At 67.5% G+C, this 25,250-nt stretch carries 23 protein-coding genes; 17 read left to right on the top strand and 6 right to left on the bottom strand.

What is annotated here, in order from left to right:
* Positions 1-12: 12 nt before the first annotated feature.
* From ACZK0Z_RS18280 to tkt, 10 genes are all read left to right on the top strand, one after another.
* Complete coding sequence (locus ACZK0Z_RS18280; protein WP_043035665.1) at positions 13-516, top strand: pilus assembly protein PilP; 504 nt, start codon at positions 13-15, stop codon at positions 514-516.
* Positions 517-537: 21 nt separating this feature from the next.
* Entirely contained in the window at positions 538-2,505 is a 1,968-nt protein-coding gene (locus tag ACZK0Z_RS18275; protein WP_100443671.1) for a type IV pilus secretin PilQ, read from the top strand.
* A 198-nt stretch (positions 2,506-2,703) separates the two neighbouring features.
* Positions 2,704-3,729, top strand: a complete 1,026-nt coding sequence (locus tag ACZK0Z_RS18270) for an AAA family ATPase (RefSeq protein ID WP_197632876.1) — start codon at positions 2,704-2,706, stop codon at positions 3,727-3,729.
* Between the two features lie 8 nt (positions 3,730-3,737).
* The gene (locus tag ACZK0Z_RS18265; RefSeq protein ID WP_197632874.1) at positions 3,738-4,667 is read left to right on the top strand and encodes a DUF58 domain-containing protein; all 930 of its coding nucleotides are present in this window, start codon (positions 3,738-3,740) and stop codon (positions 4,665-4,667) included.
* Complete coding sequence (locus ACZK0Z_RS18260) at positions 4,664-5,113, top strand: DUF4381 family protein (RefSeq protein ID WP_049432655.1); 450 nt, start codon at positions 4,664-4,666, stop codon at positions 5,111-5,113. The genes ACZK0Z_RS18265 and ACZK0Z_RS18260 overlap by 4 nt, the downstream gene beginning before the upstream one ends.
* Positions 5,110-6,114 (top strand): vWA domain-containing protein, encoded by a 1,005-nt coding sequence (locus ACZK0Z_RS18255; RefSeq protein ID WP_459018140.1) that lies wholly within the window; start codon positions 5,110-5,112, stop codon positions 6,112-6,114. Before ACZK0Z_RS18260 ends, ACZK0Z_RS18255 begins: the two co-directional genes overlap by 4 nt.
* The gene (locus tag ACZK0Z_RS18250; RefSeq protein ID WP_197632871.1) at positions 6,111-7,955 is read left to right on the top strand and encodes a VWA domain-containing protein; all 1,845 of its coding nucleotides are present in this window, start codon (positions 6,111-6,113) and stop codon (positions 7,953-7,955) included. The genes ACZK0Z_RS18255 and ACZK0Z_RS18250 overlap by 4 nt, the downstream gene beginning before the upstream one ends.
* On the top strand, positions 7,952-9,667 hold the full coding sequence (locus tag ACZK0Z_RS18245) for a BatD family protein (RefSeq protein ID WP_197632870.1): 1,716 nt from the start codon (positions 7,952-7,954) through the stop codon (positions 9,665-9,667). Before ACZK0Z_RS18250 ends, ACZK0Z_RS18245 begins: the two co-directional genes overlap by 4 nt.
* A gap of 57 nt (positions 9,668-9,724) precedes the next feature.
* Positions 9,725-11,044 carry a dicarboxylate/amino acid:cation symporter gene (locus ACZK0Z_RS18240; protein WP_049432668.1) on the top strand — a complete coding sequence of 440 codons (1,320 nt, stop codon included), beginning with the start codon at positions 9,725-9,727 and terminating at the stop codon, positions 11,042-11,044.
* A 215-nt stretch (positions 11,045-11,259) separates the two neighbouring features.
* Positions 11,260-13,257, top strand: coding sequence for a transketolase (gene tkt, locus ACZK0Z_RS18235; protein WP_197632869.1), 1,998 nt, complete (start codon positions 11,260-11,262; stop codon positions 13,255-13,257).
* 115 nt (positions 13,258-13,372) lie between these two features.
* On the opposite strand, the gene ACZK0Z_RS18230 is transcribed toward tkt, so the two are convergent.
* From ACZK0Z_RS18230 to ACZK0Z_RS18220, 3 genes are all read right to left on the bottom strand, one after another.
* On the bottom strand, positions 13,373-13,921 hold the full coding sequence (locus tag ACZK0Z_RS18230; RefSeq protein ID WP_049432719.1) for an NADAR family protein: 549 nt from the start codon (positions 13,919-13,921) through the stop codon (positions 13,373-13,375).
* A 99-nt stretch (positions 13,922-14,020) separates the two neighbouring features.
* Complete coding sequence (locus tag ACZK0Z_RS18225) at positions 14,021-15,973, bottom strand: acetyl-CoA hydrolase/transferase C-terminal domain-containing protein (RefSeq protein ID WP_049432673.1); 1,953 nt, start codon at positions 15,971-15,973, stop codon at positions 14,021-14,023.
* A 34-nt stretch (positions 15,974-16,007) separates the two neighbouring features.
* The gene (locus ACZK0Z_RS18220) at positions 16,008-16,565 is read right to left on the bottom strand and encodes a flavin reductase family protein (RefSeq protein WP_049432676.1); all 558 of its coding nucleotides are present in this window, start codon (positions 16,563-16,565) and stop codon (positions 16,008-16,010) included.
* A gap of 118 nt (positions 16,566-16,683) precedes the next feature.
* Here ACZK0Z_RS18220 and ACZK0Z_RS18215 point away from each other — a divergent pair, with 118 nt between their 5' ends.
* The 5 genes from ACZK0Z_RS18215 to ACZK0Z_RS18195 all read left to right on the top strand — a co-directional run bounded on the left by ACZK0Z_RS18215 (position 16,684) and on the right by ACZK0Z_RS18195 (position 20,251).
* Positions 16,684-17,049, top strand: coding sequence for a BlaI/MecI/CopY family transcriptional regulator (locus tag ACZK0Z_RS18215; RefSeq protein ID WP_010484077.1), 366 nt, complete (start codon positions 16,684-16,686; stop codon positions 17,047-17,049).
* Positions 17,042-18,283 (top strand): M56 family metallopeptidase, encoded by a 1,242-nt coding sequence (locus ACZK0Z_RS18210; RefSeq protein WP_197632868.1) that lies wholly within the window; start codon positions 17,042-17,044, stop codon positions 18,281-18,283. Before ACZK0Z_RS18215 ends, ACZK0Z_RS18210 begins: the two co-directional genes overlap by 8 nt.
* Entirely contained in the window at positions 18,280-18,843 is a 564-nt protein-coding gene (locus tag ACZK0Z_RS18205; protein WP_049432681.1) for a hypothetical protein, read from the top strand. The genes ACZK0Z_RS18210 and ACZK0Z_RS18205 overlap by 4 nt, the downstream gene beginning before the upstream one ends.
* A gap of 80 nt (positions 18,844-18,923) precedes the next feature.
* Positions 18,924-19,802, top strand: coding sequence for a hypothetical protein (locus ACZK0Z_RS18200; RefSeq protein ID WP_197632867.1), 879 nt, complete (start codon positions 18,924-18,926; stop codon positions 19,800-19,802).
* Positions 19,799-20,251: a hypothetical protein gene (locus tag ACZK0Z_RS18195; protein WP_049432687.1), complete on the top strand. Its 453-nt coding sequence runs from the start codon at positions 19,799-19,801 to the stop codon at positions 20,249-20,251. Before ACZK0Z_RS18200 ends, ACZK0Z_RS18195 begins: the two co-directional genes overlap by 4 nt.
* Before the next feature lie 22 nt (positions 20,252-20,273).
* Here ACZK0Z_RS18195 and ACZK0Z_RS18190 read toward each other — a convergent pair whose 3' ends face one another.
* Positions 20,274-21,074 carry an MBL fold metallo-hydrolase gene (locus ACZK0Z_RS18190; protein ID WP_197632866.1) on the bottom strand — a complete coding sequence of 267 codons (801 nt, stop codon included), beginning with the start codon at positions 21,072-21,074 and terminating at the stop codon, positions 20,274-20,276.
* Between the two features lie 11 nt (positions 21,075-21,085).
* The gene (locus tag ACZK0Z_RS18185) at positions 21,086-21,904 is read right to left on the bottom strand and encodes a S1/P1 nuclease (protein WP_197632865.1); all 819 of its coding nucleotides are present in this window, start codon (positions 21,902-21,904) and stop codon (positions 21,086-21,088) included.
* A 114-nt stretch (positions 21,905-22,018) separates the two neighbouring features.
* Here ACZK0Z_RS18185 and ACZK0Z_RS18180 point away from each other — a divergent pair, with 114 nt between their 5' ends.
* Positions 22,019-23,146, top strand: a complete 1,128-nt coding sequence (locus ACZK0Z_RS18180; RefSeq protein ID WP_197632863.1) for a GGDEF domain-containing protein — start codon at positions 22,019-22,021, stop codon at positions 23,144-23,146.
* 231 nt (positions 23,147-23,377) lie between these two features.
* Here ACZK0Z_RS18180 and ACZK0Z_RS18175 read toward each other — a convergent pair whose 3' ends face one another.
* The gene (locus tag ACZK0Z_RS18175) at positions 23,378-24,007 is read right to left on the bottom strand and encodes an OmpW/AlkL family protein (RefSeq protein WP_049432699.1); all 630 of its coding nucleotides are present in this window, start codon (positions 24,005-24,007) and stop codon (positions 23,378-23,380) included.
* 192 nt (positions 24,008-24,199) lie between these two features.
* On the opposite strand from ACZK0Z_RS18175, the gene gap reads away from it, so the two are divergent.
* Positions 24,200-25,204: a type I glyceraldehyde-3-phosphate dehydrogenase gene (gene gap, locus ACZK0Z_RS18170; protein ID WP_019660012.1), complete on the top strand. Its 1,005-nt coding sequence runs from the start codon at positions 24,200-24,202 to the stop codon at positions 25,202-25,204.
* Positions 25,205-25,250 lie beyond the last annotated feature (46 nt).

Below are 25,250 nucleotides of genomic sequence, written 5' to 3'. Positions count from 1 at the left end.
GCACGTTGCGGGATGGTCGCTGCCGTGCTGCTGCTGGCCGCCTGCGGCCGTGGCGTGACCAGCACGCCGGGCGACGCGCCGAATCTCGAGAAGTGGGTGGAAGGCGAACGTGCCCGGCCGGCGCAGCCGCTGGAACCGTTGCCTGTGATGCAGCAGTTCGAGACCTTCGAGTACTCCGCGCAGGGCCTGCGTGATCCGTTCACCGACGCCTGGACCAATCCGCAGGGGAATGGCGGATTGCGGCCGGATCCGAACCGGCGCAAGGAGCCCCTGGAGGGCTTCCCGCTGGACGCACTGGACATGGTCGGTACCATCGGCACCGGCGGCGGCACCGTCGCGCTGGTGATGGGGCCGGACAAGGTGACCTACCGGGTGCGCCCGGGCGGCTACCTGGGGCAGAGCGACGGGCGGGTCACTGCGGTCTTCGAAGACCGTGTGGAGCTGATCGAACTGGTGCCGGATGGCGCGGGTGGCTGGCTGGAACGGCCGGCAACGCTCTCGCTTGAAGATCAATGATCGTTTACTGGGGATAGCACGATGACCTTTCACCAAGCCAAGGGGCTGCGTCCCATCCGGCGCTCTACCTTGAACCGTGTCAGCGCGTTGGGAGTCGCGCTGATGCTGGCCTGCGCTCCGGCGCTGGCCGCCGCACCGGCGGAGAAGCCGGTGGGCACCACCGTCGCACCGGCCGCGGCACCCGCCGGCCTGTCGGTGGCCAAGATCGACTTCAAGCGCGGCGATGATGGCGCGGGCCGCCTGATCGTGCAGTTTGACGGCCAGGGCGCGATCCCGGACCTGCGCACGCAGGGCAACAGCGTGGTGGTCGACGTCGGCAACGCCCGCCTGCCGGCCAACCTGCAGAAGCCGTTGAACGTCGTCGACTTCGCCACGCCGGTGCAGCGCATCGACGCCAAGCCGTCCGGCGCCGGCACCCAGCTGGTGCTGAGCACCGGCGGTGCGGTGGAGTCGCTGGCCTACCAGAGCGGCAACGAATACGTGGTCGAGATCAGCGCGCGGCAGGCTCCGGCCGCCGTCGGTGCAGTGACCGCCGGCAGCGTCACCCAGGCGGCAAAGGCCGTCGGCCAGCGCGGCTTCACCGGCAAGCCGGTGACCTTCAACTTCCAGGACGTGCCGGTGCGCACCGTGCTGCAGTTGATCGCCGAAGAGTCCAACCTCAACGTGGTGGCCTCCGACTCGGTGCAGGGCAATGTGACGCTACGCCTGGTCAACGTGCCGTGGGACCAGGCGCTGGACATCGTGCTGCGCGCCAAGGGCCTGGACAAGCGACGCGACGGCAGCGTGATCTGGGTCGGCCCGCAGGCCGAACTGGCCAAGTTCGAGCAGGAGAAGGAAGACGCGCGCATCGCCATCGAGAACCGCGAAGACCTGGTGACCGATTACGTCCAGATCAACTACCACAGCGCCACCCAGATCTTCAAAGCCCTGACCGAAGCCAAGGGCATCGGCGGTGGTGGCGGTGGTGGTGCAGGTGGCGGGGGCGGTGGGTCGTCGCAGGAGGAAAGCGGCTTCCTGTCCGGCCGTGGCCGCATCGTCGCCGACGAGCGCACCAACACGCTGATGATCAGCGACATCCCGAAGAAGATCGCGCGCATGCGTGAACTGATCAGCGTGATCGACCGTCCGGTCGACCAGGTGCTGATCGAGAGCCGCATCGTCATCGCTACCGATACGTTCGCGCGTGAGCTGGGTGCGCGGTTCGGCATCAGCGGCAGCCGCGACAACGCCTACTTCAGCGGCAACCTCGAAGCCAATGCGGAAACCCGCAAGTCGCAGGTCGAAGCCAATGCGACCAACGCCAAGGCGTACCGTGACTGGGTGGCGGGCGGCAGCACCGGCCCGGCGCCGATTCCGGTCGGTTCGACGATCACCCGTGGCCTGAACTGGGCCATGCCGGCGGCGTCCACCAACCCCGCGGGCTCGCTGGCGCTATCGATCCTCAATGCCGGCTACCTGCTGGACGTGGAGCTGTCGGCCATGCAGGAGGAGTCGCGTGGTGAAGTGATCTCCAACCCGCGCGTGGTCACCACCAACCAGCGCGAGGCCCTGATCAAGCAGGGTAAGGAAATCGGCTATGTGACCATCAGTGCCGGTGCCGGCGGTGTCGCTACGCCGAACGTGCAGTTCAAGGAAGTGGTGCTGGAACTGAAGGTCACCCCGACCATCACCAACGACAACCGCGTGTTCCTCAACATGCAGGTGAAGAAGGACGAAGTGGATCGGCTGATCCAGCTGGAAGGCTATGGTACCGTGCCGTCGATCAACCGCCGCGAAGTGAACACCGCAGTGCTGGTCGAGGACGGGCAGACCGTGGTCATCGGTGGTGTGTACGAGTTCACCGACCGCAACAGCATCAGCAAGGTTCCGTTCCTGGGCGATGTGCCGTTCCTGGGCAACCTGTTCAAGAAGCGTGGCCGCAGCAAGGACAAGGCCGAGCTGCTGGTGTTCGTCACCCCGAAGGTGCTGCGCGTGGCCAGGCAGAACTGAGCCAACGCACCCGCGACACGAAGAAGGGCCGCCATGCGCGGCCCTTCTTCGTTCATGCCGGACGTAATGCGCGGACGATCCGGTAGATCCACGCCATGCGTGGATGAGGTGCCCGTTCAGCCGTTCTTGATGCCAATCGCAAGGCACCCTGCGATGATGTCGGGAACCCGTGCCGTCCCGCGCCGGTCAAAGGCCCCCATGAACCTGCCACCGCCGATGCCCGAAACCGTCTCGCCGCCGCCCGCGCCGGCCACCTCCCGCCTGCATGGCGCCTTCAACCAGCTGCGCGACGCGCTGTCGGCCGAAATCGTCGGCCAGGCGGCCCTGGTCGAACGCCTGTTGATCGCATTGCTGGCCGACGGCCACCTGCTGGTGGAGGGCGCGCCGGGCCTGGCCAAGACCACGGCCATCCGCGCGCTGGCCTCGCGCCTGGAGGCGGATTTCGCCCGCGTGCAGTTCACCCCCGACCTGCTGCCGGCCGACCTGACCGGCACCGAGATCTGGCGCCCGCAGGAAGGGCGCTTCGAATTCGTACCCGGCCCGATCTTCCATCCGATCCTGCTGGCCGATGAAATCAACCGTGCGCCGGCCAAGGTGCAGTCGGCGCTGCTGGAAGCGATGGGCGAGCGCCAGGTCACCGTTGGCCGTCACACCTACGCATTGCCGCCGCTGTTCCTGGTGATGGCCACGCAGAACCCGATCGAGCAGGAAGGTACCTTCCCGCTGCCGGAAGCGCAGCTGGACCGTTTCCTGATGCACGTACGCATCGGCTACCCGGACCAGGCGGCCGAATCAGAGATCCTGCGGCTCGCCCGCGAGCGTGCCCGTGGCGCGCTGGGCGAGGTGGCACCCGCACCGGAGAAGCTGCCGATGCAGGATGTGTTCGACGCCCGCCGCGAAGTGCTGGACCTGCATATGGCACCGGCACTGGAACGCTATCTGGTCGAACTTGTGCTGGCCTCGCGTGATCCGTCGCGCTATGACGCCGGCCTTGGGCGCCGCATCGCCTGGGGCGCAAGCCCGCGTGGTTCCATTGCGTTGGAACGCTGCGCACGTGCACGCGCCTGGTTGGCCGGCCGCGACTTCGTCACTCCCGACGATGTGCGTGCGGTCGCCGCCGACGTGCTGCGCCATCGCGTGCTGCCCAGCTACGAAGCCACCGCCGAAGGCTGGGATGGCGAGCGCCTGGTGCAGGAGCTGCTGGCCCGGGTGCCGGCACCCTGAGCCTGCGCATGACCGATCGATCCCTGGAAGCCGCATCCACCGTCAGTGATGGCGACGGATTGCGCCCGCACCTGTCCGAACTGGTGGCGCTGCGCCGGCTGGCACAGCGGCCGCCGCCGCCGCGCCGTGGTCGCGCCGGCAATGCCGGGCAGGCGCCGTCGCCGCTGCGTGGGCGTGGCATGGAGTACGCGGAGTCACGCGAGTACGTGGCCGGTGATGATGCCCGGCATATCGACTGGCGCGTGACCGCGCGGACCGGGCGTGCCCATACCAAGCTTTTCCAGGCCGAACGCGAGCGGGTCAGCCTGATCGTGGCTGATACTTCGCCGGCGCTGTATTTCGGCACCCGCGTGCGATTCAAGTCGGTGCAGGCGGCCCGCGCGGGCGCCGTCGCTGCGTGGTCGGCACAGCGTCGCGGTGATCGCGTGGGTGCCCTGCGCGGCAGCGACCGCGAAGCGCCGATTGCACCTGCGGGTGGGCCGCGGGGCGTACTGCGCGTGCTCGACGCACTCACCCGCTGGTACGCGCAGCCGCCCGCCGACGATCTCGGCCTGGAGCGCGCGCTGGACCATGCCGCCCGCGTGCTGCGTCCCGGGGCGCGCATGCTGGTGCTGGCCGATCCGCAGCAGGCCGCGAAGATTCCCGTCGTGCGCTGGAGCGCGCTGGCCCAGCACCATGACCTCAGCCTGGTGCTGCTGGTCGATCCCCTCGAGCTGCAACCACCTTCGGCGGTCCTGCAGTTCCAGACCGCGCAGCAGCGCATTGGCCTTGATCTGCGGCGCAGCGAAGTGCAGTCGCACTGGCAGGCGCACTTCGTCGAACCGCTGCAGGCGCTGCGCCGCCAGCTCGGCGCACGCCGCGTTGACGTGCAGGTGTTGTCCACCGATGCGCCCAGCGATGCCTGGTTGGCGCCGTCGGCGACCGAGGTACCGGCATGAGCGCCAACCTTCCGCTGCGCGATGTACAGCTGCCGCCGGCACCGTCGTGGTGGCCGCCGGCCCCCGGCTATCTGATGATCGGCGGCGCGGTGTTGCTGGTGATCCTGGCGCTGGCCCTGCTGTGGTGGAAACGCCGCCGCCGTCGCCAACGCTGGTTGCAGGCGTTCGACCAGGAGCTGGCCACCACCACTGATGCCACCGCGGAACTGGCGGTGATCGCCGGCCTGCTGCGCCGTGCCGCGCGGCAGGCGCAGCCGGGCAGTGAATCCCTGCGCGACGATGCCTGGTGGCAGCGCGTGGATCCGAAGGGCACGTTGCCCGACGCGCGTCGCAGCCTGTTGGCCGAAGGTGCCTATCGCCCCCGCGTGGACGCCAGCGAAGTGGCGGCCGTGCGCAGCTGGGCCCGCGAGCGCTACCTGGCAATGCTGCTGGAGCGCCGCCGATGAACCTGCTGGCGAGTTACTGGCCATGGCCGGACCTGCAGCTGGCGTGGCCGCTGGCCCTGCTGGCGTTGCCGCTGCCACTGCTTATGCAGGGGTGGAAGCGCCGCGCCGACCCGGGTGCGGCACTGCGCGTACCGTACGCGGCGAGTGAACTGGAAGCGCTGTCCGGTGGTGGCCGCGTCGATGTGTCGTGGCTGCGCACGCTGCTGCTGTGGCTGGGCTGGTGCGCGCTGTGCATCGCGTTCGCGCGCCCGCAGCAGCTGGGTGAGGCCATCACGCCACCGCAGCAGGGGCGGCAGATGATGCTGGCGATGGACGTATCCGGCAGCATGGGCGAGGGCGACATGGTACTGGGGGGGCAGGCGGTGGATCGCCTCACCGCGGCCAAGGCCGTGCTGGCCGACTTCCTGGATCGTCGCGCCGGTGATCGCATCGGCCTGCTGATCTTCGGCGACCGCGCTTATACGCTCACGCCGCTCACTGCCGACCTGGCCAGCGTGCGCGACCAGCTGCGCGACAGCGTGGTCGGCCTGGCTGGCCGCGAGACGGCCATCGGTGATGCCATCGGCCTGGCGGTGAAGCGCCTGCGCAGCCAGCCCGAAGGGCAGCGTGTACTGATCCTGTTGACCGACGGCGTCAGCAATGCCGGCGTGCTCGAACCGCTGCGTGCGGCCGAAGTCGCGCAGGCCGAAGGCGTACGCATCCACACCGTTGCGTTTGGTGGCGATGGCAGCATGCGCTTCCTCGGCATTCCGATTTCCGCTGACCAGGACCCGGTCGACGAGGCGACGTTGAAGAAGATTGCCAGCCTGACCGGCGGCCAGTTCTTCCGCGCACGCGATACCGCGCAGCTGGCCGGCATCTATGCCGAACTGGACCGTCTGGAGCCGATCGCGGCGAAGGGACCGTGCCTGCGCCCGCGTGAGGAGCGCTACACATGGCCGCTGGGCCTGGCGTTGCTGCTGGGCGCGTTGGCCTGGGCATGGCCGGAGCGTCGTCGATGATCGCTTTCGCTTCCCATCTTCCGGACTGGAACGCGCTGCACTTCCTGCGCCCGGAATGGCTGTGGGCATTGCTGGCGCTGCCGGTGATTCTCGCCGTGGCGCTGTACCGGCAGCGGCGCAGCGATGCGTGGCGGCAGGCGGTGGATGCACACCTGTTGCCGCATCTGCTGGCGGCGGGTACGCGCCGTCGCATGCGGCTGCCATTGGCGGTGCTGCTGGGCTGGACGCTGGCATCACTGGCGATGGCGGGACCGAGCTGGCGGCAGCAGGCACAACCGATGTTCCAGCCCAGCGCACCGCTGCTGGTCGTGCTGGATCTGTCCAGCCGCATCACTGCCACCGACCTGCCACCGTCGCGCCTGCTGCAGGCACGGGCCAAGGTCGGCGAGCTCCTGCGCGCACGCAAGGGCGGGCAGGTCGGTCTGGTGGTGTACGCCGAAGATGCCTACACCGTGGCGCCGCTGACCGATGACGGCAGCAATGTTGCGCTGTATCTGGATGCCTTGTCGCCGGATGTGATGCCGCGTGATGGCCAGCGTGCCGACCGTGGCATCGACTGGGCCATGCGGCTGATGCGGCAGATCGCTGCAGCGCAGGGACAGATTCTGCTGGTCACCGACCAAGCCGATGGCGAAGCTGCGTTGGCGGCCGCGCAGGCACGTGGTCTCGGCCTGCAGGTGTCGGTGCTGGGGCTGGGTACACCGGCGGGTGCGGCGTACCGTGACGGTAGCGGGCAGATCCGCCAGGCCGCACTGGATGAGGGCAGCCTGCGTGCCGTTGCCACGGCAGGTGGCGGTCGCTATGCGCGCATTGCCGCCGATGACAGTGACCTGCGTGCGCTGGGTGTGCTCGATGCACGCGAAGGCAGCGCCGCGCAACGGCCGGGCGAAGGCAAGCAATGGCGTGACGAGGGCTTCTGGCTGTTGCCGCCGCTGATGCTGCTGGCGCTGCTGGCGTTCCGCCGCCGCGCGGTGCTGGCGGCGCTGCTGGCGGTGGGCCTGTTGCCGTGGATGAGTGACGTGCAGGCGCAGGCGCCTGCCGCACCCGCTTCGCAGCCGCCGCAGGGCACCCTGTGGAAGCGGGCTGACCAGCTGCAGCACCAGCGCCTGGCGGAAGGAGTGCAGGCCTATCGCAAGGGCGACTTCGCCAGCGCGCGCAGGCAGTTTGAAGGCATCAACAACGATGCCGGTTGGTACAACCTGGCCAACACGCTGGCGCGCCAGGGCAGCTACGATGAAGCCATCGCCGCCTACGACCGCGCACTGGCGTTGCATCCCGGCATGCCCGATGCGGTGGCCAACCGCGCGGTGGTCGATGCCGCGCGCAAGCGCAAGCAGTCGGGGGGGCAGGGGCAGGACCAGCAGAAGCCGCAGCAGAACGGGCAGCAGAAGCAGCAGAACCCGTCCCAGGGCCAGCAGAACCCGCAAGGCCAGCAGCCGCAGCAGGGCCAGAAGGATCCGGGACAGGGTCAGCCACAGTCACAGCAGGGCCAGCAGGGCCAGCCCAGGCCGGGTGACGACAGCACGCAATCGAAGCCGCAGTCCGGCGAGCGCAGCCGCGATGGCCAGCAGGTGCCGCCGCAGGTTGAGGATGCCAAGGCCCAGGCGCAGGCCGACGAGCAGCAGCGCCAGCGCATGCAGCAGGCGATGCAGCAGGCGCGCGAAGGCGAGGCGGACAAGGACGGCAAGCCGGTACCGGCCGGTGACGGCCGCACCGCGCGCCAGCGCGAGGAGCAGCAAGCGGTGGAAGCGTGGATGCGGCGTGTTCCGGACGATCCGGGCGCGTTGCTGCGGGCCAAGTTCCAGCTGGAAAACGAACGCAGGAAGAGGGAAGGGCGATGACGCGGGCGATCAACATGCATGGGCGCTGGCCACGGAACGTTCTGGCGGCGCTGCTGTTGTGGCTGCCGCTGCTGGCCTGGGCGCAACCGCGGGCCTGGCTTGACCGTGACCGCATCGCGATGGGCGACACGGTCACCCTCAACGTTGAGAGCGACCAGGGCGCGCCGGACTTCACCCTGCTGCGCAACGACTTCGATCTGAGCGGGCAGACCAGCAGCCGCCAGGTGGAGTGGAGCAATGGCAGCATGCAGCAGCGCAATCTTTATGGCGTGGCACTGACGCCACGGCGCAGCGGAGCGCTTGTGATTCCGGGCCTGCAGGTGGGCAGTGCACGTACCGCGCCGCTGACCCTGCAGGTGGACGCCGCTGCCGTCGCCGGCCCCGACAGCAATGCGATGGCCTTCATCGAGACCGTTGTCGATGATGAGACACCCTATGTGCAGCAGAGCGTGGGCGTGGTGGTGCGCCTGTATTTCGCATCACAGCTGGCGTCGGGCGAGCTGGTGCTGGATACCCCGGCCGGTGCGTCGCTGCAGCGCGTAGGCGATGACCGTACCGATGTGCGCCAGGTCAACGGCCGCCGTTACAACATGGTCGAGCGCCGCTTCCTGCTGATCCCGGAGCGCAGTGGCACCCTGCGCCTCGCGGGCGCCCGCTTCAACGGCCGCAGCGCCGGTGGCTTCTTCGATGACTTCTTTGGTGGTGGTGACGGGCGCATGAATGCCACCGGCGCCGACCGCACGTTGCAGGTGCAGGCGCAACCGACGCAGGCGCCACAACCGTGGCTGCCGCTGCAGAGCCTGCAGCTGCGCTACACCAGTGCACCGACCAGCGCCCGTACGGGTGAAGCGGCCAATGTGGTGGTCGAAGCGATTGCCGAAGGGGCGACCCGCGCGCAGTTCACCGACCTGCCGGTGCCGGATGTCGGCAGCGCCGCGCAGGTATTCGCCGAACCGGCGCAGTACGAAGAGACCTTCAATGGCAGTACGCCGCGGCTGAAGATCACCCGCCGCTATTCGATCGTGCCGCGCCAGCCCGGCTCGCTGGTGGTGCCCGGTACACGCCTGCCGTGGTGGGATGTGCGCGCAGGCAAGGCGCAGGAGGCGAAGCTGCCGGATCTGACACTGACGGTCGCGGCGGGCAATGGCGCTGGCAGCACCTCGCCGGCACCGCCGCCGCCAATCGATACCGATGCCGCGCTGCCCGGCAGCGATGGCCAGGACAGCCGCATCGCCGCGACCGATCCGCGTGCCGGTGGCCTGGCCGAACGTCCGTGGCCGTGGATGGGCGCGGCCGTCGGCCTGGCGTTGCTGTGGCTGTTGACCCTGTTGTGGGGCTGGCAGCGAGGCCGCCGACCGCGTGCGGCGGCGCCGGTAGCCGGCAAGCCCTCTGTGCCGATTGTGGCGAGCGGACGTGCTGGCTTGGCCGAACTGCGCCGCACGCTGGATGGCGAAGGGTTCGAGCAGGTCGAGGCACAGCTGTGCGCGATGGCCGGCGTCGAACGCATCGAGCAGGTCATCGCACGGTTGGATGACCCGGCCCAGCGCCAGATGCTGCAGGACCTGCAGCAGGCACGCTGGGGCGGGCAGGGCGATCTGGCATCGCTGCGCGCGCGTCTGCGCGAGGTATTCCGTGACGGACCGCACTGGTCGACGGCTGCGGGGGCCGCTGACACTGGCCTGGCGCCGCTGTATCCACCGCGGCGAACCTGAACCGGCGCCGCTTGCGGGCTTTGTTAGAGTGCATTCATTTTTCGAGGAAACCCGCGTATGACAGCAGCTGCTGCCGACAAGAAGAAGTTGCCCCTGCATTGGAAGATGGGCATCGGCTTTGCGATCGGCCTGGTCCTGGGACTGATCGTGCACGCCCTGGGTGGCAGCGTCGATGGTCTGCAGGCCGGTGCCAAGTGGGTAATGGACTACGTCACCACCCCGGCGTCGGGCCTGTTCCTCAACCTGATCTTCATGCTGATCGTGCCGCTGATCTTCTCGGCGCTGATCATGGGCGTGTCGGAGATGGGCGACATCCGCGCCCTCGGCCGCATCGGCTGGAAGACCCTGGCCTACACCGTGCTGCTGTCCGGCATCGCCGTGGGCATCGGCCTGGTGCTGGTCAACCTGCTCAAGCCGGGTGCCGGCGTGGATCCGCAGGTCGCCGCCATGATGCTTTCGGAGAACGCCGAGCGCAGCAAGGAAATCGTTGCTGGCATCCATGGCACGCCGAAGGGCATGGACATGCTGCTGTCGATCGTGCCGAGCAACGTGCTGCAGGCGGCGTCGGACAACGGTGCGATCCTGTCGCTGATGTTCTTCGCGCTGATGTTCGGCATCGGCATGGTGCTGACCGACAACGAGAAGGTCGCCCCGTTGCGCCGCGCCATCGAAGGCGTGTTTGAAATCTCGATGACCCTGATCAACCTGGTCATCCGCCTGGCCCCGTATGCGGTGGCCTGCTTCATGTTCAACCTGGCCGCACTGTTCGGCTTCGAACTGATCATCCGCCTCGGTGCCTACGTGGGCGTGGTGGTGCTGGCGCTGGGCCTGCACATGGTCGTGACCTACGGCACTGCGGTGTGGCTGTCCGGCCGTTCGCCGCTGTCGTTCTTCCGCGATACCCAGGAAGCGACGGTGATGGCGTTCTCCACTGCCTCCAGCAACGCCACCCTGCCGACCGCGCTGCGCGTGGCCGACCAGATGGGCCTGCCGCAGCGCGTGTCGCGCTTCGTGCTGACCGTGGGCGCCACCGCCAACCAGAATGGCACCGCGCTGTTCGAGGGCGTGACGGTGATCTTCCTGGCCCAGTTCTTCGGCGTGGACCTGAGCATCGGCCAGCAGATCATGGTGATGGCGGTCTGCATCCTTGGTGGCATCGGTACCGCCGGCGTGCCGTCGGGCTCGCTGCCGGTGGTGGCGATGATCTGTGCGATGGTCGGCGTTAACCCGCTGGGCATCGGCCTGATCCTGGGCGTGAACCACTTCCTGGACATGTGCCGTACCGCGCTGAACGTGACCGGCGACCTGGCCCTGACCACCTTGGTGGCCAAGGGCGAGTCCCACGACGGCCCGGCGCTGGGCCCGCAGCAGGACTAAGTCCAACGCCACAGCTGGCGACCTGATCGGGGTCGGATTCCTTTCCGCAGGGAAAGGTATCCGACCCCTTTTCACATGCGGAATCCGGCGGAGACCACGCCGCCGCCGGCCAGCGGCCGCCACGACCGGGCACCGTGAACCGACCCCCCGCCCGGCGACTATGGGACAATAGGCCGCCCGCACGTCCGCGGCCGCCTCCCGATTCCGACAGAACCATGACGCAGCCTACCCGTCGCCAGTTGGCCAACGCCATCCGCTTCCTTGCCGCCGATGCGGTTGAAACCGCAAAGTCCGGCCACCCCGGCATGCCCATGGGCATGGCCGATATCGCCGAAGTCCTCTGGAACGACTACCTCCGCCATAACCCGAGCAATCCGCACTGGTTCAACCGCGACCGTTTCGTGCTGTCCAACGGCCACGGTTCGATGCTGCAGTACGCGCTGCTGCACCTGAGCGGCTACGACCTGCCGATCGAGCAGCTGAAGCTGTTCCGCCAGCTGGGCAGCCACACCGCCGGTCACCCGGAACGCCACGAGACCCCGGGCGTGGAAACCACCACCGGCCCGCTGGGCCAGGGTTTCGCCAATGCCGTGGGCTTCGCCCTGGCCGAGAAGCTGCTGGCACAGCGCTTCAACCGCCCGGAGCTGGAAGTGGTCGACCACCGCACCTGGGTGTTCATGGGCGATGGCTGCCTGATGGAAGGCGTGTCGCATGAAGCGGCGTCGCTGGCCGGTACCTGGGGCCTGCACAAGCTGGTCTGCTTCTGGGACAACAACCACATCTCCATCGACGGCAACGTCGAGGGCTGGTTCACCGACAACACCCCGGAGCGTTTCGAGGCCTATGGCTGGAACGTGGTCCGCGACGTCGACGGCCATGACCCGGAAAGCATCAAGGCCGGCATCGAGGCCGCGCTGTCGCAGAACGACAAGCCGACCCTGATCTGCTGCCGCACCACCATTGGTTTTGGTTCGCCGAACAAGGCGGGCAAGGAATCCAGCCACGGTGCCCCGCTGGGCAAGGACGAACTGGAAGCCACCCGCAAGCAGCTGGGCTGGGAATACGGTCCGTTCGAGATCCCGCAGGCGATCTACGACGGCTGGCGCGCCAATGGCGCCGGCACCCTGCGCCAGGCCGAGTGGGAACAGCTGTTCGACAAGTACGCCAGCCAGTACCCGGGCGAAGCCGCCGAACTGACCCGTCGCTCGCACGGCGAACTGCCGGCCGACTTCGTTGCCAAGGCCGATGCCTACATCGCCCAGGTCGCCGCTGAAGGCCCGACGATCGCCTCGCGCAAGGCCTCGCAGCTGGCCATCGAAGCCTACGCACCGCTGCTGCCGGAAATCGTCGGTGGCTCGGCTGACCTGGCGCACTCGAACCTGACCCTGTGGAAGGGCAGCACGTCGGTCGCCAGCGACGACGCCAACGCCAACTACGTGTACTACGGCGTGCGCGAGTTCGGCATGACGGCTATCGCCAATGGCCTGGCCCTGCACGGTGGCTTCATTCCGTTCGACGCCACCTTCCTGGTGTTCAGCGATTACGCCCGCAACGGTGTGCGCATGAGCGCGCTGATCCCGGCCCACGCCATCCACGTCTACACCCACGATTCGATCGGCCTGGGCGAAGACGGCCCGACCCACCAGCCGGTGGAGCACCTGGCCTCGCTGCGCTACATCCCGAACAACGATGTGTGGCGCCCGTGCGATGCGGTCGAGTCGGCCGTGAGCTGGAAGGCCGCGATCACCCGCCAGGACGGCCCGAGCTGCCTGGTGTTCAGCCGCCAGAACCTGCCGCACCAGCCGCGCAACGCCGAGCAGATCGCCCAGATCGAGCGCGGTGGTTACGTGCTGGCCGACGCTGCCGGTACCCCGGACGTGATCCTGATCGCCACCGGTTCGGAAGTCTCGCTGGCCACAGAAGCCAAGGCCCAGCTGGACGCGGCCGGCCTCAAGACCCGCGTGGTCTCGATGCCGTCCACCGACGTGTTCCTGCGCCAGGATGCGGCCTACCGTGAATCGGTGCTGCCGAACGCCGTGCGCAAGCGCGTGGCCGTGGAAGCCGGCGTCACCGGTTTCTGGCGCCAGTTCGTCGGCCTGGACGGCGCGGTGATCGGCATCGACACCTTCGGTGCCTCGGCCCCGGCCGACCAGCTGTACAAGCACTTCGGCATCACCACCGCCCATGTGGTGGAAGCTGCCAAGGCGCTGTAAGCAGCATCGCAGCGTGATGAAGGAAAGGCCGGCGCAAGCCGGCCTTTCTCTTTTTCTGTGGGGCGAAACGAATCGGCCGCCGTGCCAGTAGATCCACGCCATGCGTGGATGAGCGTTACATTGCGTCCCGCACGTCCATCAGCGCAAACCCCAGCAGGTTCAATCCGCGCCACTGCGCCGGGTTGTGCGCGTCGGCGTGATCCTTGGCCAGGCCGATGCCCCAGATGAAATCCACCGGGCTGGCTTCGACCAGCACCCAGCCTGCGGTCGCACGCAGGAACGCCCCAAGTTCCGGGTTCTGCGCGAACTTGGCCCTGTTGCCTTCCACCACCAGGTCGTAGCGGGCCTGCGTCCAGCGCGCTTCATCGAAGCCTTCGATCTGGCGGCCGAAAGCCTTGGCCTTGTCCGGCGTGGTGCTGGCGACGATCTTCTCAAGCAGCTTGGTGGCGCCGAACAGACGCGCCTTTCCGGCCATCATGTAGTGCTCGGCGGTGCGGTAGTGCACGCCATCGATCTCGAAGCCGGCGTCATACCACTGGCTGAAACAGGACGCAGAAACTCCGCTGCGCGGCGGCTGGTGGCCCCAGAAGCAGAGGTAACGCAGGTCTTCGCCTGAAGCCTCGCGCTGCTGCAGATCATGCAGGAAACGGGAATCATCGTTCATCGCCACAGCATAGCGTGCCGCCGTGCCCTGGTAGGTGCCAACCTTGGTTGGCACTGATGCTTTTTCGCCGGGGATGGCCCGGCGCTACCGTACGCGTGATTACGCAGTACGCGCCAGCGCCAGGCGCAGCAGGCGCGCGTCCAGGCGCTCGGCGAAATCCTTCGGCGCCTGCAGGCCCATGCGCTGCAGGTACACCGCGTCGCCGTCGCCGGCCGGTTGCCGCAGCGCCGCCCAGACCGTGCGCAGCTTGTCGCCACGGGTCTGCGTGTTGGCCTTCAGCCATCCCAGCGCCTTCACCAGCACCTGTTCAATCTCGTTGAAATCGCTGCCGAGCGGATAGTCCGGCAGGCTGCCATCGGCACGGAACGGTGCCAGTGCGGCGGCCAATGCCTGCGGCGTGTTTCGCTGCAGGCGCTCGGGATCCGGCTGGGTGCTCTTCAACAGCTTGCGTGCAGCCTGCGCCTGTTGCAGCAGGTCGCCCTGGAACGGCGCCTCGGTGATTGCGGTCATCGCCTGCACGCAATCCTCGTCGGTCAAGCCGCGCAGATCGGCGATGCCGTATTCGTTGAGGTAGATGTCGCGCAGGTGGCGTGGGATGGTAGTGTGCCCGTAGTTCCAGCGCACGTTGGATTCGCGCCGGCCCTTGTCGTCACGCGCGGCGCGGAACATCAGCACGCTGCGCGCTTCGGGCAGGGCATGGGCCATCGCCACGAAGTTGTACTGGCCGCCCACGCCGGACACCACACGGCCATCGTCCAGCGCATCCGACACCGCTGCGCCCAGCGCGGTGGCCATCATGCAGGAATTGAAGAAGCGCGCATGGCGGCGCTGCAGGCGTTCCAGCGTCTCGTTGCCGCCGTACAGCTGGTTGATCTCGCTGATCCTGCGCATGCCGATCGCACGGCATTCGTCATCCGGCAGCGTGCGCAGCCATTCGTAGAACTCCGGCGAGCCCAGGTAGAACGCGCCGTGCAGGTACTCGCCCTCGGCGGCCAGGGTGGCGTGGTCGATGGACAGCGTGCTGCCGTTCTCGATGCGCTGCATCAGCGCCAGGTCGTCATGCACCTTGCGCTTGATCACCCCGGTCTGCACCAGCCGGCGGAAGCCCTCATTGAGCATTTCGCTGCAGCCGTACAGGCCGACCTCGAACGGATCCAGCCCGCCAATCTCCTTCACCAGCGGGTGGCTGGCCAGCTGCGGGTCCAGCGCGTGCAGCACGCGGCGGTAGCGCGCGTTGTCGGTGTGGCGCAGCACCAGCGCATGGCTGAGCGCGTCGGCCAGCGTGCCGATGCCGATCTGCAGGGTGCCGCCGTCGCGGACCAGGGTGCTGGCATACAGGCCGATGGCGTAGTCGGCATCGCCGACCGGCTGCCGCGGCAGGCCGAACAGTGCCGGATACGGCGGTGGCGGGGTGATCACCAGATCGAAGAACGACACATCCACGGTGGCCGAGCCGCCCAGGTAGGGCAGCTGCGGGTCGATCTCGGCGATCAGCAGGGGCCGCGGCAGGCCACGTGCGGCCATGGCATCCAGGGTGTCCTGGGTGATGTCGTTGTTGCATGACAGCGACAGCCGGCGATCATCCGGCCGCATCGCCACCTTCTGCACGATCACCTGCGGCGCGCGCTGGGCGACCGCGTCGGCGGCGTGGGTGTAGTTCAGGCTGGTATAGCTGGACTGCGCCTGGCGCGAACCGAGCAGGGCGCCGGACTGCATGTAGAACTCTTCCACCTGCACATGTGCCGGTAGCGCGTCGCGTGCGATCGCATCGGCATAGGCCAGGCGCGGGAAATCGTCGCCGAAGTGGCGCTGCGTGAACGGTGCCATGAAGCGCGCTTCCAGGCCGTTGCCGCGCGCCTTCGGCGGGTTCAGCGACAGCGCGGTATACAGCTGCAGCGGCCGCGACGGGTCGTGCTCGACGCGCGCGTACAGGGCATTGAGCAGCCGGTGCGGCTTGCCCAGCGCCAGCGGTGCCCCGATCCGCAACGGCCCGTCCACGCGCGCAAACAACCAGTCGACAGCGGCGTCCAGGTCGGTGAGGTGTTCGGTCATGCGGGGCGGTCCTGCGTGTGGGGGAGTGCTGGCATTACAGCATGTCGGGCTTGAACCGCCGTCGACGCGAGACTTCGGCGCCGGCCACCATGAACTGCCCATCGCCGCGGTAGTGCACCGTGCGCGGCAGCTTCGGCCGTGGCGCTACGTGTGCGCGCACGATTTCCCAGATGAACAGGTTGTTCGATGCCACCTGGCTGTCGTCGTACAAGCGGCATTCGAAGTTCGAGTGGCATTGCCCGACCAGCGGCGCGCCGACCTCGCGTGCGGGCAGCGCGTCGAGCCCGAACCGGGCGAACTTGTCGACCTCGCGACCACTGCAGTTGCCGATGTCCACCACGGTATCGAGCAGCTCCACGCCGGGTACGTTGATCACGCACTCGCCACTGCCGACGGCCAGGCCGTGGCTGTGGTTTTCATTCCACAGGTAGGTTGCGACCAGTGAAGGCGAGAAGCCCATCACCATGTGCCAGCCCATCGTCATCAGGTTGCGCTGGCCCTGCCACGCGGTACTGACCAGCACGATCGGGCCGGGTTCGAGGAAGCGACGTGCCTGCTCGACCGGGAAGTCCTTCTTGGGCAGCGCTTTCATCCGATGCCAGGGGTGGGAGGAACCGATGCTGGCGCAGCCGGGATGAACCCGGAGTCGAGGGACTTGACAGCCAAGTCGATTACGCGCGTAATCAGATCGTCGATTACGGATGTAAACCATGACCCCGATCAGCGAAGCCGAAGCCGTTGTGATGGAGGTGCTGTGGCAACAGGCACCACGTAGTGCCGATGACGTGGTGGCCGCGCTGGCCCATCGCGACTGGGCCGAGCCGACCATCAAGACCCTGCTCAACCGCCTGCTGACCAAGGGCGCGATCGCCGCCGAGCGCGATGGCCGGCGCTATCTGTACCGGCCCCTGCTGCAGCGCCAGGCCTGGGTGGAGGCGCAAAGCCAGGACTTCATCGGACGCGTCTTCGAGGGCCGCGTGGCGCCACTGGTGGCGCACTTCAGCGAACGTGGGCAGCTGAGCGCGCAGGACATTGCCGAACTGAAGAAGCTGATCCAGGAGCTGGACCATGACTGAGCTGCTCGACGGACTGTGGCGGGCCAGCCTGTGGCTGGCGGTGGGCGTGCTGCTGCTGGCGGCGCTGCGACCACTGCTGGTGGGCCTGGGCGGCGCCGGGCTGGCCTATCGCAGCTGGTGGCTGCTGCCGTTGCTGCTGGTGACCTTGCTGCTGCCGTTGCCGCAGGTCGCGCTGCTGCAGCATGTACCGACGCTGCCGTTGAAAGTGGTGCCGGGGGCCACTGACGGTGGGGCAGGTTGGTCGGTGCCTGGGGCCCTGCTGTCGCTGCTGGCATGGGCGCTGGGCACGGGCATCTGCCTGCTGCGCGACCTGCGTGCGCAGCGCCGTTTCGAACGCAGCATGGGCCAGCTGCGTGCGCGTGCCGATGGCAGCTGGCAGGCCAGTGGCGATCCCGGGCTGCCGGCGCTGGTCGGCCTGTGGCGGCCGCGCATCGTGGTCGGTCCGCAATTCGATCAGCAGTTCACCGCACAGGAGCAGAACCTGATCCTGCAGCACGAGCGCAGCCATCGCCGCAATGGCGACCACTGGGCCAACGGCGCGCTGCTGCTGGTGCGCGCAGTGTTCTGGTTCCACCCGCTTCTGCCATGGGCTGCACGCCGTTTCCTGCTCGACCAGGAGCTGGCCTGTGATGCCCGCACCATTGCCCCGCAGCCTGCGCTGCGCGGCCTCTATGCCAGCACGCTGCTGAAGGCGCAGCTGGTCCATCCGGTTGCGCCCGCGGTCTGCCATTGGCGCAGCCAACCCGTGTTGAAGGAGCGTATCGCCATGTTGAAGCAGTCCAAGCGGAAGGCATTGCCGTGGGTGTCGGGGCAGGTGCTGGTGGTCGGGTTGTGCGTGGGAATGGCGGCGGTGGCGTGGGCCAGCCAGGGCGGTGCGGCGGTAGGTACCCGGATCGGTGTCGAGCCGTTCGAACATGCGGAAGAGGATGCGGCAAAGGCGGGGCTGGACAGTCCGATCCAGGTCGACAAGATGCCGCCACCGTCCTATCCGAAGTCCGCCTTCGAGCAGCGCCAGGTGGGCGTGGTCAACCTGCGCATCGAGGTGGACGCACAGGGCCATCCGACCGATGTACAGGTGCTCAGCGCGACCAATCCGGGGGTGTTCGATGCCGTCTCCATCGCCGCCGCGCGCAGCTGGACCTACCGACCGGCGCGGAAGAACGGCAAGCCGGTGGCCGGTGCCGTACGCATTCCGATCACCTACGCCATGGATGACACCGAGGATACGAAGTGAAGTCCGCGCCGCTGTTGATGATGGCGGCGCTGCTGGTGGGGTGTGCAACCCAGGATCGCCTGACCACGGTTGATACCCGCAGCGAGAATGTCGGTCACCAGCGGCTGCGGCCCGATGCAGGGGGAGGGGCTGGCCAGATCCAGCCTTACACGCTGGCCGCCAGCGAAGGCTACCGGATGCCGCAGCTGCATACGGCACCGGACCCGGTGGTGGGTGATCGCGATCCTCGCACGTCGTTGCCGCCGACCACGGTCTGCCTGCAGGTGGTGGTGGATGCGCAGGGCAGCGTTGAGCGCAGCATGCCGCTGACCGACCGCAGCGAATGCAGTGCGGGTGGGGCGCCGGAGAATGCGCCCTTGCTGCAGGCCGCGCAGGAGGCGGTTGCGATGTGGAAGTATTCGTCCGCCGCGGTCTGCCACTTCGCAGCGGGCAAGGTACCTGCGGATCGCGGCGACTGCCGCGGTGCCGAGCGGGTCGAGCCGGTGGCCGTTACCCTGCAGTACGCCTTCACCTTCGAGGTCGTGAAGGGCCAGCATGTGGTGCGTACACAGGGCCGGTAGTGCCGGGCCATGCGCGACCAGGCAGGCGCCGTCGCCCGCACAGGCGTACAGTGCGGGCGACACGGCAACGGAAGCTGGGGATGAGTATCTGGACAATCATGCTGGCCGGGCTTTCCTGTGTACTGGCCGGTTGCACGCCGCATGGGCAGGACAAGCACGACCTGGATGCGTATCGAAATGGTCCGCCGGCCTGCTCGGCCGGCGGCTACCTGGCAGCGCTGGACGACCCCGCACGCGTGGCGTATCTGCGGGGAGCGCTGCAGGTCCGCCCGCGATCGCCCTGCATCGCCGAACTGCTCGCCGGCCAGCCGCCGGCCTTCCTGCCGGTTGCGCGGCAGGCGATCCTCGATGGGGGAGAGCGCAGTGATCTTTCGCTTCTGCTCGGCGCGGTAGCAATGAAGGTCGATCGCGGCGAAATCACCGCTGCACAGGTGGATGCGCTGCAGCTGCAGGCGGCCTGTACCGACTCCCCAGGGGCGCCGGCGCAATGCGCGGAACAGCTGCAGCGCCTGCGGCAGGCCTTGCAGGAACTGGAGGACCCTTCCTCGCGTGTATTGACGCAGAAGTCGAAGGTACGCCTGTCAGACGCGTCTGCCACCAGGCGAGTGGAAGCCACGCTTGCCATGCGCACGGCCGATGCACCGGCCGCAAGCGGCGTTGCGTGCGGCGGGACCACCTCGCCATGCCGCGAGGTCACGCATCTGGAACTGCGCGTGGACGGCCAGCCGGTTCCCGTGGCGTACTCGGTGTACCGAGATCTCTTCGATCTGCATCGCGGAACCCTGAAGGCAGATGCTGGCGGCGGTGTGCTGGACCTGCAGGGCGGCGACGCATCGGAGAGTTACAACGTGCGTATCCGCTTCGATGCGCAGCGCGTGCTGTCACGGCAGATGTATGTGGGCACGGCGCAGGATGACCTGCTGCAGGAAACCGTCTATCACAAGGTGATCTACGAATGATCAGAGCGCTCGGTACCATCGTCCTGGTGTACCTGGGGCTGCATATGACGCCTTGCCTGGCCACGGAGCGGGACCAGGGCGCCGATATGGTGGTCATCGCAACCCGGTTCATCGCCGTCCACGACGCGCGTGCCGACACAGCGCGCAATGCAGACGAACCCTTCATCGAAGACCGTGTGATCCCTGCTGTACACGCGATGGTGGAACGCGATGCTGGTCGACTGACGCGGGCGCAGCTGCAGGCACTGATCGATTTCATGATTGTGGCCGATGGCATGGCCAGTGAAGAAATCAGCGAGATGGCTGCGACGCTTTACCGCAGGCAGGGGCCTGCAGTGTGCACCTTGCTGAAGAACACGCCTGCAACCCGCCGCAGCGTCGTCATTGCGCGCATTCGCAGTGGCACTGCGCCCACTGCAGCACGGAACAGCCCTGCAGTGTGCGGGTGATGTCCGGCTCCGGTGCGAAGGCTCACGCCCCGCCCTGGATGTTGGCCTTCACCGCTGGCTGCATCAGCTTCGGTTCTTCCAGCGTCGCATCGCGGGCCTGGCGCACGCTGACGAACTCCGCCTCGGCTACACCGTCGTGCACGTGAATGTTGTGCGCGCGCTGCTCGCCGATGGTGGTTTCGTTGGCGAAATCACGACCGCCCGGACCGTAGTCGTGGCAGACGAATACGCGGGTCGCATCGGGCAGGGCCAGCAGGCGCTGGATCGAACGGTACAGCTGCGCGGCATCGCCGCCCGGGAAGTCGCAGCGGGCGGTGCCGCCGTCTGGCATGAACAGCGAGTCGCCGGTGAACAGTGCATCGCCGATCAGGTAGGCGACGCTGTCGCTGGTATGCCCGGGCACGGCGATCACCCGTCCGTCCAGTCCACCAAGGGCGAAGGTTTCGCCATCGCTGAACAGGTGGTCGAAGATGTCATCCGCAGCAGGAAGCTGCAGGCCATAGCGTGGTGCAAACGTCGCCTGCACCGCACGGATGCCTTCGCCGATGGCGAGCGTGGCCTGCGGGAAGCGCTGCTTGAGCCGACGCCCCGCCGACACATGGTCGGCGTGGGCGTGGGTTTCCAGCAGCCAGCGCAGCTGCAGGCCCTGCTGTTCGATGGCCTGCAGCACGTCGCGCAGCGGCGACTCGCTGCTGGCGTCGGTGTCCGGGTCGTAGTCCAGGACCGGGTCGATCAGCGCCGCCTCGCCGCTGGCCGGGTCGCTGGCCAGGTAGCTGAAGGTATTGCTGTCACGGTGGAAGAACGACTGCACCTGGACTGACATTGGAACGCTCCTCAGCGCGCGCCGAGCACGCGGTTCAGCAACTGGGCCAGGTTCTCGCCGGCCAGTCGCAGCTGCGCTTCGGCCAGCGGCCGGTAGCGCTCGGTGTATTCATCACCGATTTTACGCGTGGCCGGATAAACGCCAGCTTGCATGGAAATGCGGCAGCTGGCCTCGGCCCAGGTCTGCGGGTCGCGTTGCGGGTTGGACTGGCGCGCCAGCTTCGGCGCGCGCTGGCTCTGCAGCAGCGGAAGGTAGCCGGCATCGTCCAGCTTGCGGGTGTTGAGCATGCCGCTGTCCCACAGCGAGTGCAGGTTGGTACCGCGGTTGCCGAACTGCAGCTGGAAATCGTTGCCGCCCTTGTCATGGGCATAGCCGGCGTGCATCGGCTGGTGGATGTCACCCACCAGGTGCACGACGAACTTCAGCGCCTGCAGGCGCTCGCCGTCGGTCAGGCTGCGGTCGCCGAGGATGGTGCTCTGTGCTTTCAGTGCCTCGACAATGCAGTTGCCGCTCTTGCAGTGCTTCGGTGCTTCGTAATGGCAGTTGTCTTCGGCGATGTTGACGTAGTGCCAACCGGCCGAGCGACGGCCCAGGCCGGGGTCCTTGGCGCGCAGCTGATCGGCCCAGGGGGCGATGCTGGCCAGGGTGGCGTCTGGCTCGGTGGCCAGCAGGCGGTCCACTTCGGCGCGGGCGGTGGGGTTGAGGCGGGCGTCGGCGACTTCGGCGACAAGGCGGTGGCCTTGTGCGCCCCAGGCATGGGCCGGGGCCGAAGCGGACAGCAGGGCCGGCGCCAGGGCGGCGGCGAGGAACAGGGAGTGCAGGGCTTTCATGCGTACATTCTAGCGGGCCTCGGCAGACCCGGGCTTGATCACGCGTGGCGTTCGCCACACGGTCTTGATGCACCAGCCGCTAGGGTGACCCGGGCACACGCGGGGGAGGGGCTGATGGCGATCACGGACAGGCGCATCATGGCCGGGCATCCCGATGACGACGGGTTCGCCGCCGCGTTCGATGCCCAGGTGGTCTGGCGCATGCGCTGGGCCTGCGCCGTGGCAGGCGCGTTCTCGCTGGGCTTTGCCGTGCTCGATACCTACTGGTTGCCGCCGGAGGTGCACGCGCCGGTGCTGCGCTGGCGGCTGGGCGTTCTGCTGCCGGCACTGCTGCTGGGCGTCGCGCTGACCTTCGTGCCGATGTTGCGGCGCCACCTCCAGTGGCTGGGCGGCAGCGTCGTGCTGGTCAGCGGGCTGGCGCTGGTGACCATGATCTGGACCGCGCACCGTGCCGGCGTGAACTACCCCTACGAAGGCATCAGCCTGTTCCTGTTGCTGAACTACTTCCTGTGCGGGCTGCGTTTCGGGGTGGCGACGCTGACCGGAACCCTGATCGCGCTGGCGTTCGTGCTGGCCGAGCTGCAGGTGGGCCGGCACTGGGCGCAGATGCTGCAGAGCGTGATGTTCGTGCTGGCCAGCAACCTCGCCGGCATTTTCGGCAGCTACATTTCCGAACGGCAGACGCGTGCAACGTGGCGGGCCGAACAACGCCTGGATGCACTGGCCAACCATGACGGCCTGACCGGCCTGCTGAACCGGCGCGCCTTCGATCGCCAGGCCAACCAGATCTTCCAGCGCTATCTGCGTACACCGCATGCGCGCGGCGCGCTGCGCATCGCCATGATCGATATCGACTACTTCAAGCGCTACAACGACCACCACGGCCATCCCGCCGGCGACACCGTCCTGCATGCGGTGGCAACCACCCTGGCCGCGCAGCTGCGCGGTAGCGACTCGGTGGTGGCGCGCTACGGCGGCGAAGAGTTCGTGGCGCTGGGCCACTGGGCGCCGGGCCAACCGGAATCAGCGCCGTTCGAGCAGCTTCGGCAACAGGTGCAGGCACTGGCGATCGCACATGCCGATTCGGATGCAGCCCCGGTGGTGAGCGTGAGCATCGGCGTGGCGCGCTGGCATGACGATGGTGGCGATACGCTGGAGCAGGCATTGGCACGCGCCGATGCAGCGCTGTATCGCGCCAAGGAAAGCGGCCGCAACCGGGTGGAAGTGGCGCCGGATCAATAATCGACTGAAAGGCGGCCCGTTCATGCTTCTGTAGAGCCGAGCCATGCGCGGCTGCTCTTCTTCGGGTATCTGCGCGCTCCGCGAGATAGCCGGGCATGGCTCGGCTCTACAGAAGGGCGCGCCTACGCATGCTTCCCGAAAAAAGCCCCGGCAAAGACCGGGGCAACATGCTGCGAGGGTTTTGCGTGTGGCAGGGAGCGGGGGCCGAAGCCCCCGCGCTCAACACACCGCTTAGAACTTGAAGACGTACGACGCACCGTAGACCAGCGGATCGATGTTGACCGTGCCGATCTTCTCGCCGTTCAACTTCACCTTGCTGTCGATGTCGATCCAGCGCATGTCCACGCGCAGGGCACCCTTCTCGCCGATCGCGAAGTCGATGCCGGCATGCGCGGCCAGGCCCCACGAATCCTGCAGCTTCAGCTTGCTGCCGGCCAGTGCGCCGGTGGTGTCTTCACTGAAGAAGGTCGTGTAGTTCACGCCCGCGCCAACGAACGGCGAGACCTTGCCCTTGCTGTTGAAGTGGTACTGCAGGGTCACCACCGGCGGCAGCTGCTTGGTGCTGCCCACGCGGCCCAGGCCGTTGATGTTGATGTCGTGCTTGAACGGCAGTGCGGCCAGCACTTCGATGCCCAGGTTGTCGGCGATGAAGTATTCGCCGGTGATGGTCGGCTTGACGTCGTTGTCGACGTCGACCTTCAGGGTGTGGCCGGCCAGCCAGCCGTTGTTCGACTTCGGCGCCACCTGGTGGATGCCGGCCGAGACGGTCCAGTCACCCTTGGACTGGGCCATGGCCGGGGCGGCGGCGAGGGACAGGGCGGCGGCCAGGCCGGCCAGGATCAGGGGGGAGGTCTTGCGCATGGGGGTGATCTCGTTGCTGGGTGGATGGCGACAGTCTCGGCCTCACGCCGCGCTAACGCTTTGATCCGGATCAAATCCTGTCCGCCAGCCCTCTGGCGCGGGCGCTGGCCCACGGTGGCCAGCCCCGGTTTGCTAGACTTGTGGGCCCTATCCATCCCGCCGCACCCGTCGCGGCCGCAGGAGCTTGAGAACATGGCAATCAAGGTTGGTATCAACGGTTTCGGTCGCATCGGGCGTAACGTCCTGCGCTCGGCGGTGCTGAACTTCGGCGACGACATCGAAATCGTGGCCATCAACGATCTGCTGGAGCCGGATTACCTGGCGTACATGCTCAAGTACGACTCCGTGCACGGCCGCTTCAAGGCCGACGTGGCCGTGCAGGGCAACGACCTGCTGGTGAACGGCAAGAAGATCCGCCTGACCCAGGAACGCGACCCGGCCAACCTGAAGTGGGATGAAGTCGGTGCCGACGTGGTGCTGGAAGCCACCGGCCTGTTCCTGACCAAGGAAACCGCGCAGAAGCACATCGATGCGGGCGCGAAGAAGGTCATCATGTCGGCCCCGTCGAAGGACGACACGCCGATGTTCGTGTTCGGCGTGAACGACAAGACCTACGCCGGCCAGGCCATCATTTCCAACGCGTCGTGCACCACCAACTGCCTGGCCCCGCTGGCCAAGGTCATCAACGACAAGTGGGGCATCAAGCGTGGCCTGATGACCACCGTGCATGCGGCCACCGCCACCCAGAAGACCGTCGATGGCCCGTCCAACAAGGACTGGCGCGGCGGCCGTGGCATCCTGGAAAACATCATTCCGTCGTCCACCGGTGCGGCCAAGGCCGTCGGCGTGGTCATTCCGGAACTGAACAAGAAGCTGACCGGCATGAGCTTCCGCGTCCCGACCTCGGACGTGTCGGTGGTCGACCTGACCGTCGAGCTGGAAAAGGAAGCCACCTACGCCGAGATCTGCGCCGAAGTGAAGGCACAGAGCGAAGGCGCGCTGAAGGGCATCCTGGGCTACACCGAAGACAAGGTGGTGGCCACCGATTTCGTCGGTGAAACCCACACCTCGGTGTTCGACGCCGACGCCGGCATCGCCCTGGACGGCACCTTCGTCAAGCTCGTGTCGTGGTACGACAACGAGTGGGGCTATTCCAACAAGTGCCTGGAAATGGCCAAGGTTGTCGCCGCCAAGTAAGGCCGGCGAAGATCGCACGCGGACCCCGGCCTGGCCGGGGTTCGTC

This window comes from Stenotrophomonas sp. 116085_Sma (genome assembly GCF_056479585.1).
Note: the sequence above shows the minus strand (reverse complement) of the source record. Positions and strands in the feature narration are given on the sequence as shown.

Excerpts from the sequence above, each read along its gene's own strand:
- ACZK0Z_RS18260 (WP_049432655.1), top strand. The coding sequence starts at position 4,664 with ATGAGCGCCAACCTTCCGCTGCGCGATGTACAGCTGCCGCCGGCACCG.
- ACZK0Z_RS18220 (WP_049432676.1), bottom strand. The coding sequence starts at position 16,565 with ATGAAAGCGCTGCCCAAGAAGGACTTCCCGGTCGAGCAGGCACGTCGC.
- ACZK0Z_RS18265 (WP_197632874.1), top strand. The coding sequence starts at position 3,738 with ATGACCGATCGATCCCTGGAAGCCGCATCCACCGTCAGTGATGGCGAC.
- ACZK0Z_RS18225 (WP_049432673.1), bottom strand. The coding sequence starts at position 15,973 with ATGACCGAACACCTCACCGACCTGGACGCCGCTGTCGACTGGTTGTTT.
- ACZK0Z_RS18250 (WP_197632871.1), top strand. The coding sequence starts at position 6,111 with ATGATCGCTTTCGCTTCCCATCTTCCGGACTGGAACGCGCTGCACTTC.
- ACZK0Z_RS18245 (WP_197632870.1), top strand. The coding sequence starts at position 7,952 with ATGACGCGGGCGATCAACATGCATGGGCGCTGGCCACGGAACGTTCTG.
- ACZK0Z_RS18240 (WP_049432668.1), top strand. The coding sequence starts at position 9,725 with ATGACAGCAGCTGCTGCCGACAAGAAGAAGTTGCCCCTGCATTGGAAG.
- ACZK0Z_RS18190 (WP_197632866.1), bottom strand. The coding sequence starts at position 21,074 with ATGTCAGTCCAGGTGCAGTCGTTCTTCCACCGTGACAGCAATACCTTC.
- ACZK0Z_RS18185 (WP_197632865.1), bottom strand. The coding sequence starts at position 21,904 with ATGAAAGCCCTGCACTCCCTGTTCCTCGCCGCCGCCCTGGCGCCGGCC.
- gap (WP_019660012.1), top strand. The coding sequence starts at position 24,200 with ATGGCAATCAAGGTTGGTATCAACGGTTTCGGTCGCATCGGGCGTAAC.
- tkt (WP_197632869.1), top strand. The coding sequence starts at position 11,260 with ATGACGCAGCCTACCCGTCGCCAGTTGGCCAACGCCATCCGCTTCCTT.
- ACZK0Z_RS18180 (WP_197632863.1), top strand. The coding sequence starts at position 22,019 with ATGGCGATCACGGACAGGCGCATCATGGCCGGGCATCCCGATGACGAC.
- ACZK0Z_RS18215 (WP_010484077.1), top strand. The coding sequence starts at position 16,684 with ATGACCCCGATCAGCGAAGCCGAAGCCGTTGTGATGGAGGTGCTGTGG.
- ACZK0Z_RS18275 (WP_100443671.1), top strand. The coding sequence starts at position 538 with ATGACCTTTCACCAAGCCAAGGGGCTGCGTCCCATCCGGCGCTCTACC.
- ACZK0Z_RS18200 (WP_197632867.1), top strand. The coding sequence starts at position 18,924 with ATGAGTATCTGGACAATCATGCTGGCCGGGCTTTCCTGTGTACTGGCC.
- ACZK0Z_RS18255 (WP_459018140.1), top strand. The coding sequence starts at position 5,110 with ATGAACCTGCTGGCGAGTTACTGGCCATGGCCGGACCTGCAGCTGGCG.
- ACZK0Z_RS18195 (WP_049432687.1), top strand. The coding sequence starts at position 19,799 with ATGATCAGAGCGCTCGGTACCATCGTCCTGGTGTACCTGGGGCTGCAT.
- ACZK0Z_RS18270 (WP_197632876.1), top strand. The coding sequence starts at position 2,704 with ATGAACCTGCCACCGCCGATGCCCGAAACCGTCTCGCCGCCGCCCGCG.
- ACZK0Z_RS18210 (WP_197632868.1), top strand. The coding sequence starts at position 17,042 with ATGACTGAGCTGCTCGACGGACTGTGGCGGGCCAGCCTGTGGCTGGCG.
- ACZK0Z_RS18280 (WP_043035665.1), top strand. The coding sequence starts at position 13 with ATGGTCGCTGCCGTGCTGCTGCTGGCCGCCTGCGGCCGTGGCGTGACC.
- ACZK0Z_RS18175 (WP_049432699.1), bottom strand. The coding sequence starts at position 24,007 with ATGCGCAAGACCTCCCCCCTGATCCTGGCCGGCCTGGCCGCCGCCCTG.
- ACZK0Z_RS18230 (WP_049432719.1), bottom strand. The coding sequence starts at position 13,921 with ATGAACGATGATTCCCGTTTCCTGCATGATCTGCAGCAGCGCGAGGCT.